Origin of the sequence: Aureimonas flava, assembly GCF_003583935.1 — a bacterium.
Classification (GTDB): domain Bacteria; phylum Pseudomonadota; class Alphaproteobacteria; order Rhizobiales; family Rhizobiaceae; genus Aureimonas; species Aureimonas flava.
In genome coordinates, this window is the sequence record NZ_QYRN01000002.1 from 241,379 (window position 1) to 258,229 (window position 16,851).

Sequence of the window (16,851 nt, forward strand, 5' to 3'; positions counted from 1 at the left end):
GCGGGCACCGAGCCGCGTTCCTGCCCCTCCGATCCGGGCCGGGCGGGGACGCGGGCGCTCACATCATCCGGGCGTGGAGGTTCTCCAGGATCCAGATCGTGCCGCCGGCCATCAGCGCGACGATCAGGGCGGTGAAGAGGATGAGCTGCAGGTCGTCGCGGGTCGAGCGGCCGAGGCCGATATGGAGGAAGAAGCGGAAATGCACCACGACCTGCGCGAGCGCGGCGATCGCGATCACCGCGTAGGCGGTGCCCGCCGAGGCCGCGCCGGACGCCACCACGGCGAAGGGCACCGCCGTGAGGGCGACCGCCGCCGCGAAGCCCACCACGTAGGACCGCAGCTCCCGCCGCTTCTCGTGCTCGTGCTCGGACGCGCCGCTCATGCCAGCCCTCCCAGGTAGACCACCGAGAAGATGAAGATCCAGACCACGTCCAGGAGGTGCCAGAACAGGCCGAGCCGCAGGATGCGAAGCTTGACCTCGCGCCGCAGGCCGAAGACGCGGAGCTGGACCAGCATCACCCCGATCCAGGCGCAGCCCGCCGCCACGTGCAGCCCGTGCGTGGAGACCAGCGCGAAGAAGGCCGACAGCCAGCCGCTCCGCTGCGGGGTCGCGCCGTCCGCCGCCATCTTGGCGAAGTCGCGCATCTCGAGGCCGAGGAAGGCGAGGCCGAGGGCGAGCGTCACCACCAGCCAGAGGACGAGGCGGCGCGGATGCTCGCCGTACTTCATGGCGATCGACGCCATGCCGAAGGTGAGGCTCGACAGGAGCAGGATCGCCGTCTCCAGTGCGGCCGACCGCAGCTCGAACACGTCCCGGGGGCCGGGCCCGCCGTCGGTCGCCCCCGTCATCGCGGCATAGGTGGCGAACAGGAGAGCGAACAGCACGAGGTCGCTCATCAGGAAGACCCAGAAGCCGAACACCGCCTCCTCGGCGTGGCGATGGGCCTCGGGGTCGGTGTGGCCGAGATTGATGCCGGGATGGAGGCTCGGGGGAACGGCGCTCATATGCCGGCGGGCTCCGCCAGGCCCCGGTTGGCGGGCGTCGCCTCGGCCTCGCGGCCGGCGCGCGGCAGCGAGCGCACCAGCGCGAGCCAGGCTTCGTCCCGGCGCCGCACCTCGTCGGCCGGCACGATGCGTGTGGTGTCGCGCACGAAGGAGCGGGCGACCAGCGCCCCCACCGCGCCGGCCACGCCGAGGATCGCCAGCCACCAGATCCACCAGACGAGGCCGAACGAGGCCGCCGCCAGCGACAGGCCGATCACCACGCCGGTCATCGAGTTCCGGGGCATCTCGATGTCGGAATAGAAGCGGTGCGCCGGGTAGGCCGTGCCCTCGGCCTTGAACGCGTGGAAGGCGTCGCGCGAGGCGACGATGGGGAGCACCGCGAAGTTGTATTCCGGCGCGGGGCACGGGATCGACCATTCCAGCGTGCGCCCGTTCCAGGGATCGCCCGCCGGGACCGCCAGCTCCTGCCGCCGGCGAACGGAAACCACGAGCTGCACGAAGAGGCTCGCCAGCGCGGCGAGGAGGAACAGGGCGCCGACGCCGGCCACGATCGTGAACGGCAGATAGGCGGGCTCGAAGAACTCCTGCGTGCGGCGCGGCATGCCCATGAGGCCGAGCGGGTAGAGCGGCAGGAAGGCGAGGCAGAAGCCGGCGACCCAGCAGCCGAAGGACACGCGGCCCCACCACTCGTCGAGCCGGAAGCCGAAGGCCTTCGGAAACCAGTAGGTGTAGGCCGCCAGCATCCCGTAGAGGAGGCCCGGAATCAGCATGTTGTGGAAGTGGGCGACCAGGAACACCGAGTTGTGGACCTGGAAGTCGATCGCCGGGTTGGCGAGCAGGATGCCGGTCAGGCCGCCCACCACGAACAACACCATGAAGGCCAGCGCGTAGAGCATCGGCACCGCGAAGCGCACGCGGCCGCGGAACATCGTCAGGATCCAGTCGAAGATCTTCACGCCCGTGGGAATGCCGATGGTCATGGTGGCGATGCCGAAGGCGGCGTTGAGGTCGGCGCCCTGGCCCATGGTGAAGAAGTGGTGGACCCAGACCGTGAAGGAGAGGACGGCGATGCACATGGTGGCGACGATCAGCGCGTCGTAGCCGTAGAGGATCTTGGAGGAGAAGTTCGAGATCACCTGCGAATAGACGCCGAAGGCGGGCAGGATGAGGATGTAGACCTCCGGGTGGCCGAACAGCCAGAACAGGTTGGCGTAGTTCATCATGTTGCCGCCACCGTCGTTGGTGAAGAAATGCGTGCCGACGTAGCGATCGAGGGCGAGAAGGGCGGTGGCCACGGTGAGCGGGGGCATGGCGAAGATCATCAGGATCGACGTGCACAGGGACGTCCAGCAGAACAGCGGCATGCGGAACGGGTTCATGCCGCCGCAGCGCCGCTTGTAGATCGTCACCGCCACGTTGATGCCGGTCATGGTGGAGGCGAGCGAGCCGAGCGTGACGGCGAAGATCCAGTAGTCCGGCCCGACGCCAGGGTTGAACACGGCGTCGGTATAGGGCGGATAGCCGCTCCAGCCGCCGGTCGAGAACTTGCCGATCACGAGCGAGACCATCATCAGCCCGGCGCCGCCCGCCGTCAGCCAGAGCGAGATCGAGTTGAGCAGCGGGAAGGACACGTCGCGCGCGCCGAGCTGGAGCGGCAGGGCGAAGTTGATGATGCCCGTCAGGAACGGCATCGCCATGAAGAAGATCATGATCGAGCCGTGGGTGGAGAAGAGCTGGGCGAAATGCTCGGGCGGCAGGTAGCCCGGGTTGTCGAACGCGACGGCCTGCTGCGCCCGCATCATCGAGCCCTCGATCACGCCGCGCGACAGCATCACCATGGACAGGACCACGTACATGATCCCGATCCGCTTGTGGTCGAGGCTGGTGAGCCATTCGCGCCACAGCCAGCCCCAGCGGCCGAGCCAGGTGAGGAGCACCGCGACGGCGAGCGCCCCCGCCACCACCAGCGAGGCGGCGGCGGTGGCGATCGCGCTGTAGAAGGGCAGCGCGTCGATCGACAGGCGGCCGAACACGAGCGGCCACCATCCCTCAGGGGTCGGCATAGGCATGGCTCCCGTTCGGATCGTGCGGCGCCCCGCCGCCCTCGTGCCGCCGGGCGGCATCGGGGCGGTAGCGGGCGACCACGGTGGAGAAGAGCGCCGGATCGACGCTGGAGAAGACGAGGCCCCTGGCTGGATCGAAGTCGAAGCGGGCGCGCAGGTCCGCCAGCTTGCCCTTCTGCGACACGATCGCGTAGGCGCCCTGGTCGAGCGGCCGGTCGCCGGCCTTGGCGGCCGCGATCCAGGCGGCGAAGTCGGCCGCCGGCATGGCCAGGGCGTCGAACTTCTGCGCCTGGAAGCCGAAGCCGTTGAACTGCGTGTTCTGGCCGAGCAGGACGCCGGGTCGGTCGGCCAGGAGGTTGAGTTCGGTGACCATGCCCGCCATGGCGTAGATCTGGCTGCCCAGCGCCGGGATCATGAAGGATTGCATCACGGTGTCGCTGGTCAGGCGGAAGCGCACGGGCCGGCCCACGGGCAGCGCCAGCACGCCGATGCTCGCCACGTTCTCCTGCGGGTAGACGAACAGCCACTTGTAGTCGAGGCCGATCACCTCGACCTCGAGCGGCGGCTGGTCGGCGGGGATCGGCGCATAGGGGTCGAGCGCCCGCGCCGTGGTGAGGATCAGGAAGGCCAGCACGCAGACCACCAGGGCGGGGACGCCCCAGACCGCGATCTCGAGCGGCCAGGAGAAGTCCCAGTCGGGGCGGTAGGCCGCGCGCCGGGCGGTGCGCCGGTAGCGCCAGGCCATGAAGGGCACCAGCAGGATCGCCGGCACGACCACCACCATCATCCAGGCCGTGACCTCGAACAGGAGGTCTCGCTGGGTCGCGGCGACGGGCCCGTGCGGGTCGAGGACGCCGAGGCCCGAGCCGCAGCCGGCGAGCAGCACGAGCGGCGCGAGCGCGAGGAGCGCGCGCCGGCGCGCCGCCGGCCGCGGTGCGGCCGCGCGGGACCATCGGCTAGAGATCCGCACGGCCGCTCCCCCCGTCCCCGTCGAAGCGGGCGAGCGCCAGCACGGCCTGGACCAGGGCGAGATGGCTGAGGGCCTGCGGGTGATTGCCGGTGAGGCGGCGGGACGAGGTGTCGTATTCCTCCGAAAGCAGCCCGGTCGGCCCGGCGACCGCGATCGCCGCCTCGATCGCCGCCACCGCGTCCCGGCGGCGCCCGGCGCCGAGGCGGCATTCGGCCAGCCAGAACGAGCAGGCCAGGAACGCGCCCTCGGGCACCTGCGCGTCCATCCGATGGCGGCGCACGAGGCCGCCCTCGACGAGCCGCGCCTCGACGAGCGCCAGCGTTCCGGCCATGCGCGGGTCGCTCATCGGCAGGAAGCCGATCTTGGGCAGCAGGAGAAGCGAGGCGTCGACCTCGGCGCCGCCGAAATAGGCGGTGAAGCTGTCGAGGCCGGGATCGAAGCCCTCCGTGCAGATCGTCGCGTGCATGTGGTCCCGCAGGGCCGAAAGGTCGCGGCGCCGCCCGTCGTCCAGCTCCTCGCCACCCCGCCCCCGCAGGAAGCGGTCCAGCACCACCCAGGCCATCGCCTTGGAATAGACGTAGTGCCTCGGCTCCCCCCGGCTCTCCCAAAGGCCCTGGTCCGGCTCGGTCCAGACCCGCGCCACGTGGTCCACCACGGCGTGTTCGAGGTGCCGGCCCTGGTCGGTCCGCTCCATGCCGGCGCGCTCGGCGATGTGGAGCGCGGAGACGAGCTCGCCCCAGACGTCGAGCTGGAGCTGGCCGGCGGCCGCGTTGCCGACGCGCACGGGCCGGGCGAACCGGTAGCCCGGCAGCCAGGGCAGCTCGGCCTCGTCCAGCCGGCGCGAGCCGTCCACTCGGTACATGATCTGCATCTTCTCGGGCGCGCCGGCGACCGCGCGCAGGATCCAGTCGCGCCAGCAGCGCGCCTCGTCCAGGAAGCCGCATTCCACGAACGCGTCCAGCGTGAAGGCGGCGTCGCGCAGCCAGCAGTAGCGGTAATCCCAGTTCATGGTGCCGCCGGGCTGCTCGGGCAGCGAGGTCGTGGGCGCGGCCACCAGTCCGCCGGTCGGGCGGTGGATCAGCGCCTTGAGCGTCAGCAGCGAGCGCCGCACGGCGTCGGGATAGGCGAGCCCGTCCGCCCGGAAGCCGGCGATCCAGTCGCGCCCCTCGCGCTCGGCGTCGCGCAGCGCGGCACGGGCGTCCACCCCGTCGCCCACCCGCTCGTCGGATCGTCCGTAGGCCAGCACGAAGGCGCAGCTCTCGCCCGCCTCGAGCGTCCGGCGCGAGACCACCGCGTCGCCCTCGACGCCGGCGGGCGCCTCGCCGTGCAGCGCCAGCTTGTCGGGGCCGACATGCATGGCGATCGCCTGCCCCTCGAGCACGATCCAGGGCGGCATGTTGCCGTAGTCGAAGCGGAAGGCGGCGCGCGAGACGATCTCGACGCGCCCCTCCAGCGCGTGGGCGATGCGGATCAGCACGGGGCGCCCCGCGCGCGTCGGCATGAAGTCGGTGAGAAGCAGCGTGCCGTCCCGGCAGCGCAGGCGCGTGTCCAGCACCATCGTGTCGGGACGGTAGCCCTGGCGTGCCTCCAGCACCTCGTCCGCCGGCGCGATGCTCCAGAACCCGTGCCGCCCGTCGCCCAGAAGCGCCGCGCAGCAGGCCGGCGAATCGAAGCGCGGCAGGCACAGCCAGTCCACCGACCCGTGCCGCGACACGAGCGCGACCGTCTCTCCGTCGCCGATCATGGCGTAGTCCTCGAGCGGCACGGTCACGGCCGGGCGCCCTCACACATCGAAGCGACGCGCCAGGCGATGCAGCCCCAGAAGCACGAGGAGGCCCGCGACGCCCCAGGCGGCCGCGCGGTGGCGATCCGTCAGCATCATCATGCTGCGCGAGCGCGAACGGGCGTCGAAGCGCCCGTGCGCCGCGTAGTCGCCCTTCACCGGCTCGAACAGGTTGGCCGGCGCGCCGTCGGGCTTGGGCTGCCCGGTGAGCTGGCCGGAATAGCCCGCGCGGGCGAGGTAGCGGTCGATCAGGCCGGGCGCCACGCGGTTGCCGAGGATCGCCTTCACGGTGGAGAAGCCGACCCAGACCTCGCGGCGAGGGTTCTCGGCGGCGAAGCGGATGGCGCGGGCTGCGACCTCCGGCTGGAAGATCGGCGCCACGGGCTTCGCCCGGCGTCCCGTCTTGTTGAGCGCCCAGTCGAACTGCGGCGTGTTCACGGCCGGCAGGTCCACCATGGCGATCCGCACGTCGAGCCTGTCGTGGATGATCTCGGAGCGCAGCGAATCGGTGAAGCCGCGGATCGCCGCCTTGGCGCCGCAGTAGACCGACTGGAGCGGCACCGACCGGTAGGCCAGGGCCGATCCGACGTTGACGATCGCGCCCCGGTTGCGCGTGCGCATGCGCTTCAGGGCGCTCATCATGCCGTGCACCTGCCCGAGATAGGTGACGGCGGTGCCGCGCGCGACCTCCTCGGACGTCAGGTCGGCGACCGGCGAGAAGACCGTCGCCATGGCGACGTTGACCCAGACGTCGATCGGACCGAGCTCGCGTTCCACCCGTTCGGCCGCCGCCTCGACCGCCGCGGCGTCCGCCACGTCGGTGGGAAGCGCCAGGGCGCGAACGCCGTGCCGGCGCAACTCGGCCGCCGCCCGTTCCAGCCGCTCCGGGTCGCGCGACAGAAGCGCCACGTCGTAGCCGGCCCGAGCGAACTCCTCGGCCGTCGCCCGTCCCACGCCGGCGCCCGCGCCGGTGATCACCACTGTCGTCATCGGATGCGGCTCTCCGTTTCGTTTGTCTTCCGCCTAGGTTTGGCGTCGGCGGCGAAGGTCAAGGCGCGACCTCACGCCTGCGTGAATGCGCCGCGAAGCAGCCGGTGTCCGTCGGGATCGGCCACCGGTGCCGCCGCGTCCGCTTCCCCCGACAGGCACAGGACGGTGGCGAAGCGCGATCCGTCCGGCGCGGGCGCGCGGGTCGCCGCCGGGCTGCGGTAGCACAGGAGTTCCAGATGGGGCGGCGCGCCGCCCGGCGGCACGAGCGAGACCACCTCGACCCGCACGGGGACGGCGAGGCCGTCGAGACGCTGCTGCTCGACCCCGCGGTTCTGCTGCCGCCCGTGGAGGCGGAAGCCGAGCGCGGCGTAGAAGGCGATCGAGCGGTCCGCGTCGGCCACGGTGATCGCGCTGTGGTCGATGCCCAGGAACGCGCCGTCCGGCATCGACGCAAAGGGCTCGGGCGCCCCGCCCGCGGGAAAGGCCAGAAGCTCCAGGGGATGACCGGCCGGATCGCGGAACTTGAAGGCACCGACGCCGCCCGAAGCCGGTGGCAGCGTCTCGGGGCCGCGCGTCGAGATCGGGCTCCAGCCCCGCGTCTCGCGCAGCCGTCCCATCGCCCGCTCCATGTCGCACACCACCAGGGCGCAGTGCTGGAAGCCGGTGGCGTTGGCGGCCGGCGGATCGTGCGCCGGCTCCGGCTCGGCGCAGGGCGCGAACTCCAGACGCTGCGCGCCCAGGGTCAGCGCCGCGAGGCCCGGCGGCGCCGGCGCCTCGCGGCAGCCGAAGGCCGCCCGGTAGAAGGCGAGCGCGGCCGCCACGTCCGGGCACGGCAGCCGCACGGCCCGGATGCGCGCCTCGCTCACGGCCAGCGCGCCCCGCGCCGGTTCAGGAACACGGCGTAGAGCGCGTGGCTCACGCCGATGAACAGGCGGTCGAGATGCGGCGAGCCGCCGAAGCAGAGGTTGGACACGCGGGCGGGCAGGCGGATGCGACCGAGCAGCGCGCCGTCGGGCGACAGACAGTGGACCCCGTCGCCGGCGCTGGACCAGATGTTGCCGTCCTCGTCGATCGCCATGCCGTCGGTGTAGCCGGGCGAGACCTTGGCGAGGTCGCGCATCCCGTGAAGGCTCCGCCCGTCGGGCGCCACGTCGAAGACGCGCAGGACCTGCACCGGGTCGCGCTGCGTCTGGTCGCCGGTCTCGGCGACGTAGAGCCGTCGCTCGTCGGGCGAGAAGGCGATGCCGTTCGGCCCGTCGAAGGCGTCCGAGACGAGGTCCAGCGCGCCCGTCTCGCCGTCCAGCCGATAGACGCCGGGCCGCAGCTCGGACGACTGGCGCGTCCCCTCGTAGTCGTTGGAGATGCCGTAGACGGGATCGGTGAACCAGATCGAGCCGTCGCCCTTCACCACCACGTCGTTGGGCGAGTTCAGCCGCGCGCCCGCGAAGCGGTCCGCCAGCACGCGCACCGCGCCGTCGTGCTCGACGCGGCACAGCGCCCGGCGGCGGTTGGAGCAGAACACGACGCGCCCCTGCCGGTCGCGCGCCTGGCCGTTCGCCTGGTCGGAGGGGAAGCGCCAGACCGAAAGACCCGCCGTCTCGCTCCACATCATGGTGCGGTCGCGCGGCAGGTCCTGGAACAGGAGGCAGTTCCAGTCCCCCATCCAGACCAGTCCCTCGATCCAGCGGAAGCCCTCGGCGAGCCGCTCGATCGGGGCGTTGTCGAGCACGAACCCGGCGAACCGCTCGTCCACGACCTCGAAGCCGACCTCGCTCATCGCCGCGGCCCTAGCGGAAGCGGCACGGAGTGATCTCCGGGCGCGCCGTGTCGAACTGGATCACCATCAGCACCGCCGGCTCGCCGCCGACCGTGCCCGACATGTGGCCCTTGCGCCCGTCGCGCTCGCGGGTGCCCTGGTCCTCGCCGAACGAGATCTCGCCCGGCCCCATCTCGACGCGCGTGCCGTCCATCGATTCCACGTACCACCGGCCCGACAGGGGCACGATCCACTGCGGCGCCGGGTTCTCGTGCCAGGCGCCTTCCCAGCCGACGGGCTGCACCGTCACCATCACGGTCATCCCGTCGTGGTGCTTGCGGCCCTGCCACTGGGGCGCGGCGGGCGGCTGCATGCTCTTCAGCTCGAACTCGCTCATGTGGCACCGGCGCTGGCGGCTCAGCCCGTCGCCGTCGGTGTAGAGGTGCCAGTAGGGAACGGTCGGCGTCTCGTCGCTCATGGCGCGTCTCCGGTGGAATAGGGATGGGTGGACTGGAGCGGATGGGCCAGGAACGTGCCGACGTCGCTTGCCTGCGCGCCGAAGGCGAGAACCAGGAAGCCGCCGGCCACGGCGAAGTTCTTCAGGAAGTCCCACATCGTCTCGCGTCCCTGCGACGGGCCGCGCAGGCGAAAGTCCGGCGCGCGCCAGAATTGCTTGAAGAGCACCGCCGTCACCGCGCAGTAGCCGGCGAGAACCAGGGCGCAGAAGCGGTCGGCGACCCCCGCGAGGACGCCGAGCGACATCGTCACCTCCACGAGGAGGCCGGCGATCACCAGGACCCGGGCCAGGACGCGGCTGCCGGTCGCCTCCCCGGCCTGCCGCGTGGCGGCGCCGAAGTTCAGGACCTTGTCCAGGGCGCTGAAGGGCAGGAACAGGAGCACCAGCGACAGGCGCGCCAGGAAGGCGAGGAGGATTTCGATCGTCATGGCGGGAAGGCGCCCGGTTGGGAACTCTCGGACGGAAAACCGCCAGCCGCCGGGGAGTTCCGACATGAACCCGAATTCACGTTCGCGTCGCCCTGCCTGCGGGAACGATCCCAGGCCCCGGCGCTTTTGCCGGGACTTCACCGGACAAGAGGGCAGGCCGAATGAGCGAGGACCGCTACGACGTCGTGATCGTCGGCTCGGGACCGGGCGGGGCGACCATGGCCTGGAAGCTGGCGCAGACCGGCCGGCGCATCCTCCTGATCGAGCGCGGCGACTATCTCAAGCGCGAGCGCGAGAACTGGGACACGCGCGAGGTGTTCGCCAAGGGGCGCTACCAGGCCGAGGAGACGTGGACCTCGTCGTCGGGCGAGACGTTCCGGCCGGGGCTGCACTATTTCGTGGGCGGCAATTCCAAGGTCTACGGGGCGGTGCTGCTGCGCCTGCGCCGGGAGGACTTCGACGCCGTGCGCCATCCCGGCGGCACGGCGCCGGAATGGCCGGTGAAGTACGACGTGTTCGAGCCCTACTACCAGGCCGCGGAGGAGCTGTTCCAGGTGCGCGGCCGGCGCGGCGAGGATCCGACCGAGCCGCCCTCCCCCAAGCCCTATCCGCACGACCCGATCCGCCACGAGCCCCGCATCCAGGCCCTGTCCGACGCCTGGGCCCGCGAGGGGCTCCATCCGTTCCACCTGCCGATGGGCGGGCTCCTCGATCAGGACGAGACCGGCGCGGCGACGCCGCACTCGCGCCTCCTGCGCTGCGACCCGTTCGACGGCTATCCGAGCCTGACCAACGGCAAGGCCGACGCGCAGGTGATGTGCGTCGATCCGGCGCTCCAAACCCACCCCAACCTGACGCTCCTCAAGAACGCCTATGTGGAGCGCCTCGTCACCGACGCCTCGGGCCGCTCGGTCGTGGGCGTGGAGACGATCGTCGAGGGGCGCGCGCACACGGTGCGGGGCGACATCGTCGTGGTCGCCTGCGGCGCCCTGTCGTCGGCGCTCCTGTTCCTCCGCTCGGCCGACGAGCACCACCCGGAAGGGCTCGCCAACCGCTCGGGCCAGGTCGGGCGCAACTACATGCGCCACAACAACGCGACCGTGCTGGCGATCTCGCGCGTGCCCAACCCGACCGAGTTCCAGAAGACGCTCGGCCTCAACGACTTCTACCACGCCCACGCGCTGTCGCCCGCCAACCCGTTCGAGTTCCCGCTCGGCCACATCCAGATGGTGGGCAAATCCGACGGCATGCAGATCGAGGCGGAGGGGCTGCCCTCGGCCCTCCACTGGCTGCCGGAGAAGCCGTTCGACTGGATCGCGCGGCACTCGATCGACTTCTGGCTCACCTCGGAGGACCTGCCGCGCCCGGAGAACCGCATCTTCTATCGCGACGGGCGGGTCCATCTCGACCTCGCCGAGACCAACATGGACGGCCACCGCGCCCTGCGCGAGATGCTGCGCTCGATCTGCGACAAGGCCGACATCCATCCGCATCTGGCCGACCGCCGGCTGTATCTCGGGCGCGACACGCCGATCGGCGGCACGGCGCACCAGGCCGGCACGCTGCGCTTCGGCGAGGATCCCGACACCAGCGTGCTCGATCTGGACTGCCGGGCGCACGGGATCGACAACCTCTACGCCACCGACGCCGGCTTCTTCCCCTCGATCGGCGCGGTGAACCCGACGCTGACGATCATCGCCAACGCGCTGCGCGTCGCCGACCGGATCGCCGAGCGCCTCGGCCCGGCCTGACGCCGGAGCGAGGCGCCGGGCGCCTTCAGAAGTCGGCGACCCGGCCCCAGGCGGAGCCGTCGAGCCGCGCCGGGTCGTAGGGCCGCGGGTCGACGATCGGCGCGCGGGCCGTCACGATGTCGGCCACCAGGTGGCCCGCGCCCGGCCCGATGCCGAAGCCGTGGCCGCTGAAGCCGGCCGCCATGACTAAGCCGGGAACGGCGGCGAGTTCGCCGATCGCGGGCACGCCGTCCGGGGTGGAATCGATGTAGCCCGCCCAGCCGTGGGTGATCGTGGTGCCGCGCAGGCCGGGCAGGAGCTCGAGGGCGCGCCGGTGCGTCAGCCGGATCTGCGCCATGTCGGGCTTCGGATCGAGGATGCGCATGCGTTCCATCGGCGTCGTCTCGTCCAGGCGCCAACGGCCGAGCGTCTCGTGCCCGGCGCGCCACCCCTGCGCGCCGCCGGGCGCCAGGCTGCGCCAGCGCCGGGCGAACATCGGCACGAACTCGCGCGCGAAGCGGAGCTGCTGCGGCGTCGGGTCGACCCGCGCCCGTCCGCTGATCGCCAGCGTGTAGCCGCCGTCGCCGCGCCGGGTGACCGAAACGCCGGCCGTGTGCAGCGCGTCCGGCAGGTCGTTGGCGCCGGGCGAGACGGCCAGGATAGAGGATCGCACGGCGGCCTGCGGGAAGCGGATGCCGAGCTGGCGGCAGAAGGAGGAGGCCCAGGCGCCGCCCGCCAGCACGGCGGTCCGGGTGCGGATCGTTCCCTTCTCGGTGACCACCGCCGCGACCCGCCCGCCCGACAGCTCGACGCCCCGCGCCGCGCAGCCCTGGTGCACCGTGCCGCCCTCGGCCAGAATGGCGCGCGCCACCACGGGCACCGCGCGCGAGGGGTCGGCCGTGCCGTCGCTCGGCGAGAACACGCCGCCCCGCCAGCGCCGTCCGGTCGCGTGGCCGCGCCGCGTCGCCTCCTCGGCGTCGAGCATGTGGGTCGTCACGCCCACCGTGCGCGCGAAGTCGCGCCAGCGGGCCCAGCCCTCCAGCTCGGCCTCGTCCTGCGAGAGGTAGAACAGGCCGCAGCGGCGGAAGCCGACGTCGCCGCCGGTCTCGGCGGCCAGCCGGTCCCACAGGTCGAGGCTGCGGGTGGAGATCGGCAGTTCGCGCGCGTCGCGGTTCTGCTGGCGGCACCAGCCCCAGTTGCGGCTGGACTGCTCGGCCCCCACGCGGCCCTTCTCCACCAGCGCGACCCGGACGCCGCGCCGGGCGAGGTAGAAGGCCGAGAACACGCCGGCGACGCCGCCCCCGATCACCACGACGTCCGCCTCGCGGGGCAGTTCGGGGCTGGTCTCGATCTGCATCAGTGGCGCGCGCATGCGGTCTCCTTGCGGCGGCGGGGGCGGTCGGGGGCCAGGATAGCGCCGCGTGGGCCGGCCGGGGCGGCGCATCGCGGGGCCGCACCCGCAGATCCTGTGGTTCGCGCGCCGCCGGACGGCGCAATGTTGCGCCGGGTGCCGGCGCACGCTCCCTGGTGACCGGCGGCCGGCCCTGGGGTAAGAATTCGCGGGCGCAGGGAGCGGGACGGAAGATCATGAAGCTCGACCGGATCGATCTGAGGATCCTCTCCGAACTGCAGAAGAACGGCCGCATCACCAACGTGGAGCTGGCCGAGCTCGTCCATCTGTCGCCGAGCCCCTGCCTGATGCGGGTCAAGAAGCTCCAGAGCGAAGGCTACATCGTCAACTACTCGGCGCAGATCGACATCTCCAAGCTCGGCCAGACGCTGACCGTGTTCACCGAGGTGACGCTGAAGAACCACCGGCGCATCGACTTCGCCCGGTTCCTGACGGCGATCGAGAAGGTCGACAGCGTGATGGAGTGCCATCTGATCTCGGGGGGCTACGACTATCTCCTGAAGTTCGTCACGCCCGGCATCGTCGAGTACCAGACCACGATGGAGCGGCTTCTCGACATGGACATCGGGATCGAGAAGTACTTCAGCTTCGTGGTCCTGAAGTCGCCGCTGATCCGCACCCACCTGTCGCTGGACACGATGTTCCCCGGCTGAGCCCTCAGCGCCGCGCGAAGGCGCGCAGGAGCTCGGGATCCTGCTCCAGCCCGTCGAGCCAGCCGGTGCGCAGTTGCGGCACGGAGGAGAATAGGAGGCGGGAATAGGGTTGGGTGGGCTCCCCGCCCGGCCGGAGCTGCTCCAGCTTGCGCCCCTTGTACATGACCACCACCTCGTCGCACACCGCGCGCACGGTGGTGAGGTCGTGGCTGATGAAGAGGTAGGACAGCCGGAGCTCGCGCTGGAGTTCCTTCAGAAGCTCGATGATCGCGGCGGCCACCACCGTGTCGAGCGCCGAGGTGATCTCGTCGCACAGGATCAGCTTGGCGTCGGCGGCCAGCGCGCGGGCGAGGTTGACGCGCTGCTTCTGGCCGCCCGACAGCTCGCCGGGGCGGCGGTGGCGCAGCGCGCGCGGCAGGCGCACCATGTCGAGAAGCGCGTCGATGCGCGCCGCGCGCTCGCGCCCGCCCATGCCGTGGTAGAAGACCAGCGGACGGGCCAGGATCTCCTCGATCGACTTGGACGGGTTGAGCGAGGTGTCGGCGAACTGGAACACGATCTGCAGATCGCGCAGCTCCTCGCGGCTGCGCCGGCGCAGATCGCGCGCCAGCGGCTTGCCGTCGAAGACGATCTCGCCGGACGCCGCCGGCAGGATGCCGGCGATGACGCGCGCCAGGGTCGACTTGCCGCAGCCCGACTCGCCGATGATGCCGAGGTTGCGGCCGCGGTGCAGCTCCAGCCCGACCTGGTCGAGCACGCGGATCTTCGGCGCGCCGTCCGGCCCCGGCTCGCCGTAGCCGGCGACGATGTCGCGCACCGCAAGGAGCGGCGTCGGGGCGGCGGCCTCGGGCTCGGGCTCGGGCGCGCGCACGGTGGCGCTCGGCCGGAAGGCGGCCAGGAGTTCGCGCGTGTAGGGATGGCGGGCGCGCTCCAGGATGTCCTGGGTGGTCCCTTCCTCCTGCACCTCGCCGTGGCGCAGCACGATGATCCGGTCGGCGATCTGCGCCACCACCGCGAGGTCGTGCGAGACGTAGACGCCCGCCACGCCCCCCTGCCGCATCACCGACTTGAAGGCGCGCAGCACCTCGACCTGCGTCGTCACGTCGAGCGCGGTGGTGGGCTCGTCGAAGATCACCAGCCGGGGGCCGCCGATCAGCGCCATGGCCGCCGACAAGCGCTGGAGCTGGCCGCCGGACACCTGGTGCGGGAAGCGGTCGCCGATCGTCTCGGGCTCGGGAAGGGCGAGGGCGCGGAACAGCTCCACCGCCCGGCGCCGCGCCTCGGCCGCCGGCATGGAGCGGTGGATCCGGGTGACCTCCACCACCTGGTCCATGATTCGGTGTGCCGGGTTGAAGGCGGCCGCCGCGCTCTGCGGCACGTAGGAGACCTGCGAGCCGCGCTTCTCGGCGCGCCGGCGCTCGCCGAGCGCCACCATGTCCTCGCCGCCGAAGCGCACCGCGCCCCCGGTGACGCGGCAGCCGGGCCGCGTGTAGCCCATCAGGTTGAGGGCGATCGTGGTCTTGCCCGAGCCGCTCTCGCCGATCAGGGCGACGATCTCGCCCTCGGCGATGTCGAACGAGACGCCCCGGATGATCTCGACGTCGCGCCCCGCGTCGGTCCGCGCCTTGATCCGCAGGTCGCGCACTTCCACGAGCGGGCTCATGCCTCGGCGCTCCGGTCGCGGATCCGGCGGGGCAGGTTGTCGATCAGCAGGTTGACGCTGATCGTCAGGCTGGCGATCGCGACCGAGGGAAAGATCACCGCCGGCGCGGCGAAGGACAGGCCGCCGATGTTCTCCTTCACCAGGGCGCCCCAGTCGGCGTCGGGCGGCTGGACGCCGAGGCCGAGGAAGGACAGGCTCGACAGAAGGAGCACGATGAACACGAAGCGCAGGCCGACATCGGCCAGGACCGGGCCGAGGATGCCGGGCAGGATCTCCGCCCGGATCAGGTAGCCGAGCCGCTCGCCGCGGGCGCGCGCCACGGTGACGTAGTCCATCGCGTTGACGTTGACCGACAGCGAGCGGGCGAAGCGGTAGGAGCCGGGCACGTAGATGAAGGCGAGGGTCAGGATCAGGATCGGAATCGACGACCCCACCGCCGCCACCAGCACCAGCGCCAGGATCTTGTTGGGGATCGAGGTCAGGGCGTCGAACAGGCGGCTGAGCGCGGCGTCGAACCAGCCGCCCACCACCGCCGCGGTCATGCCCAGCGCGACGCCGAGCACGCAGGCGATGGTCACCGCCGCCAGCGAGATGCCGACCGTGTAGCGCGCGCCGTAGACGATGCGCGACAGGACGTCCCGGCCGAGATAGTCGGTGCCCAGCGGATAGGCGGCCGAGACCGGGCCGAAGAAGTCGAAGTCGACGATCTCGCCCACCGGATGGGGCGCGATCACGGGTGCCAGCACGGCCACCGCCGCCCAGGCCAGGATCACCAGGAAGGCGATCACGCCCACGGCGTTGACGCGGTAGCCGAACCGGCCGCCGCGCCGCTTCCCCGCTTCTGGGATCGAAAGGGTCATGACCGGCGGAGCCTCGGATTGGAGACGATGGCGACGAGGTCGGCGATCGTGATGAGAAGGAGATAGGCGATGCAGAAGATCATCGCGCAGCTCTGGATCAGCGGCAGGTCGCGCGTCGACACGGCGTCCAGCATCAGCTTGGCGATGCCCGGATAGTTGAAGATCGTCTCCACGATGATGACCCCGCCCAGGAGGTAGGACAGGGACAGCGCCACCGCGTTGACGATCGGTCCGAGCGCGTTGGGCAGGGCGTGGCGCAGCACCATGCGGCGGCGCGAGGCGCCCTTGAGCAGCGCCATCTCGACATAGGGCGCGTCCAGCGTCTCGATCACGGCGGCGCGCGTCATGCGGATCATCTGCGCCGAGATCACGAAGCTCAGCGTGATCACCGGCATGGCGAAGGCCTTCACGAGGCCGGCGAAGCTGGTGATGTCGCCGGTCATCGACAGGGCGGGCAGCCAGCCGAGATACACGGCGAAGACGATCACCGCGAGCGTCGCCACCATGAACTCGGGCACCGAGATGACACCGATGGTGAGGATCGAGATGAGCCGGTCGTAGACCGTGCCGCGCAGGATCGCCGCCGTGATGCCGAGCGTCAGCGCGACCGGGACCGAGAGCGCGGCGGTGATGCCGGCGAGCCTCAGCGAGTTCGCCAGCCGCGCGCCGAGGAGGTCGGCGATCGGCATGTTGTTGACGTAGGAGACGCCGAGATCGCCGGTGGCGAGGCCGCCGAGCCAGGCGAAGAAGCGGACCAGGGCGGGCTGGTCGAGATGCATCGCGGTGCGCAGGCCGGCGACCGCCTCGGGCGTCGCCGCCTGGCCGAGCAGGATCTGCGCCACGTCGCCGGGCAGGAGCGCGGTGGCGCAGAAGATGGTGACCGCCACGATCAGCAGCGTCACCAGCGCGACCAGGATGCGGCCCGCGACCAGGCGGAGGATGAGGGGGTTCATGGACGGCCCATCCGGTGCGGTTCGAGGAGCGGGCGACCCGGCGCCGGCGCGCCGGGCGCCGCCGCCGGA

Annotated in this window: 16 protein-coding genes; 2 read left to right on the plus strand and 14 right to left on the minus strand. The window is 71.6% G+C overall.

Features of this window, described 5'->3' with window-relative positions:
* Nucleotides 1-58: 58 nt before the first annotated feature.
* From cyoD to D3218_RS04395, 10 genes are all read right to left on the minus strand, one after another.
* Nucleotides 59-382: a cytochrome o ubiquinol oxidase subunit IV gene (gene cyoD / locus D3218_RS04345; RefSeq protein WP_119538679.1), complete on the minus strand. Its 324-nt coding sequence runs from the start codon at nucleotides 380-382 to the stop codon at nucleotides 59-61.
* Nucleotides 379-1,005: a cytochrome c oxidase subunit 3 gene (locus D3218_RS04350; protein ID WP_119538680.1), complete on the minus strand. Its 627-nt coding sequence runs from the start codon at nucleotides 1,003-1,005 to the stop codon at nucleotides 379-381. Before D3218_RS04350 ends, cyoD begins: the two co-directional genes overlap by 4 nt.
* On the minus strand, nucleotides 1,002-3,074 hold the full coding sequence (locus tag D3218_RS04355) for a cbb3-type cytochrome c oxidase subunit I (protein WP_119538681.1): 2,073 nt from the start codon (nucleotides 3,072-3,074) through the stop codon (nucleotides 1,002-1,004). The genes D3218_RS04350 and D3218_RS04355 overlap by 4 nt, the downstream gene beginning before the upstream one ends.
* Nucleotides 3,055-4,038 (minus strand): cytochrome ubiquinol oxidase subunit II family protein, encoded by a 984-nt coding sequence (locus D3218_RS04360; protein WP_210209630.1) that lies wholly within the window; start codon nucleotides 4,036-4,038, stop codon nucleotides 3,055-3,057. Before D3218_RS04360 ends, D3218_RS04355 begins: the two co-directional genes overlap by 20 nt.
* Nucleotides 4,025-5,809 carry a glycoside hydrolase family 15 protein gene (locus D3218_RS04365; protein ID WP_119538682.1) on the minus strand — a complete coding sequence of 595 codons (1,785 nt, stop codon included), beginning with the start codon at nucleotides 5,807-5,809 and terminating at the stop codon, nucleotides 4,025-4,027. Before D3218_RS04365 ends, D3218_RS04360 begins: the two co-directional genes overlap by 14 nt.
* A 12-nt stretch (nucleotides 5,810-5,821) precedes the next feature.
* The gene (locus tag D3218_RS04370) at nucleotides 5,822-6,811 is read right to left on the minus strand and encodes an SDR family oxidoreductase (RefSeq protein WP_119538683.1); all 990 of its coding nucleotides are present in this window, start codon (nucleotides 6,809-6,811) and stop codon (nucleotides 5,822-5,824) included.
* Nucleotides 6,812-6,882: 71 nt separating this feature from the next.
* Nucleotides 6,883-7,677 carry a VOC family protein gene (locus D3218_RS19620; RefSeq protein ID WP_168990411.1) on the minus strand — a complete coding sequence of 265 codons (795 nt, stop codon included), beginning with the start codon at nucleotides 7,675-7,677 and terminating at the stop codon, nucleotides 6,883-6,885.
* Complete coding sequence (locus tag D3218_RS04385; RefSeq protein ID WP_119538684.1) at nucleotides 7,674-8,588, minus strand: SMP-30/gluconolactonase/LRE family protein; 915 nt, start codon at nucleotides 8,586-8,588, stop codon at nucleotides 7,674-7,676. The genes D3218_RS19620 and D3218_RS04385 overlap by 4 nt, the downstream gene beginning before the upstream one ends.
* A gap of 10 nt (nucleotides 8,589-8,598) precedes the next feature.
* Complete coding sequence (locus tag D3218_RS04390) at nucleotides 8,599-9,045, minus strand: cupin domain-containing protein (RefSeq protein WP_119538685.1); 447 nt, start codon at nucleotides 9,043-9,045, stop codon at nucleotides 8,599-8,601.
* The gene (locus D3218_RS04395) at nucleotides 9,042-9,512 is read right to left on the minus strand and encodes a DoxX family protein (RefSeq protein WP_119538686.1); all 471 of its coding nucleotides are present in this window, start codon (nucleotides 9,510-9,512) and stop codon (nucleotides 9,042-9,044) included. The genes D3218_RS04390 and D3218_RS04395 overlap by 4 nt, the downstream gene beginning before the upstream one ends.
* A 161-nt stretch (nucleotides 9,513-9,673) precedes the next feature.
* Here D3218_RS04395 and D3218_RS04400 point away from each other — a divergent pair, with 161 nt between their 5' ends.
* A complete protein-coding gene (locus tag D3218_RS04400; protein ID WP_119538687.1) occupies nucleotides 9,674-11,263 on the plus strand; it encodes a GMC family oxidoreductase in 1,590 nt (529 codons plus the stop codon).
* A 25-nt stretch (nucleotides 11,264-11,288) separates the two neighbouring features.
* On the opposite strand, the gene D3218_RS04405 is transcribed toward D3218_RS04400, so the two are convergent.
* Nucleotides 11,289-12,614: an NAD(P)/FAD-dependent oxidoreductase gene (locus D3218_RS04405; protein ID WP_119538688.1), complete on the minus strand. Its 1,326-nt coding sequence runs from the start codon at nucleotides 12,612-12,614 to the stop codon at nucleotides 11,289-11,291.
* A 215-nt stretch (nucleotides 12,615-12,829) separates the two neighbouring features.
* Between D3218_RS04405 and D3218_RS04410 the strand changes: the two genes are divergently transcribed.
* Nucleotides 12,830-13,306, plus strand: a complete 477-nt coding sequence (locus tag D3218_RS04410; protein ID WP_119538689.1) for an Lrp/AsnC family transcriptional regulator — start codon at nucleotides 12,830-12,832, stop codon at nucleotides 13,304-13,306.
* 4 nt (nucleotides 13,307-13,310) lie between these two features.
* On the opposite strand, the gene D3218_RS04415 is transcribed toward D3218_RS04410, so the two are convergent.
* The 3 genes from D3218_RS04415 to D3218_RS04425 are packed head-to-tail and all read right to left on the minus strand — an operon-like array spanning nucleotide 13,311 to nucleotide 16,782.
* Nucleotides 13,311-14,969, minus strand: coding sequence for an ABC transporter ATP-binding protein (locus D3218_RS04415; RefSeq protein WP_119538690.1), 1,659 nt, complete (start codon nucleotides 14,967-14,969; stop codon nucleotides 13,311-13,313).
* Nucleotides 14,966-15,829 carry an ABC transporter permease gene (locus D3218_RS04420; RefSeq protein WP_119538691.1) on the minus strand — a complete coding sequence of 288 codons (864 nt, stop codon included), beginning with the start codon at nucleotides 15,827-15,829 and terminating at the stop codon, nucleotides 14,966-14,968. Before D3218_RS04420 ends, D3218_RS04415 begins: the two co-directional genes overlap by 4 nt.
* Nucleotides 15,826-16,782: an ABC transporter permease gene (locus tag D3218_RS04425; RefSeq protein WP_119538692.1), complete on the minus strand. Its 957-nt coding sequence runs from the start codon at nucleotides 16,780-16,782 to the stop codon at nucleotides 15,826-15,828. The genes D3218_RS04420 and D3218_RS04425 overlap by 4 nt, the downstream gene beginning before the upstream one ends.
* Between the last annotated feature and the right edge of the window lie 69 nt (nucleotides 16,783-16,851).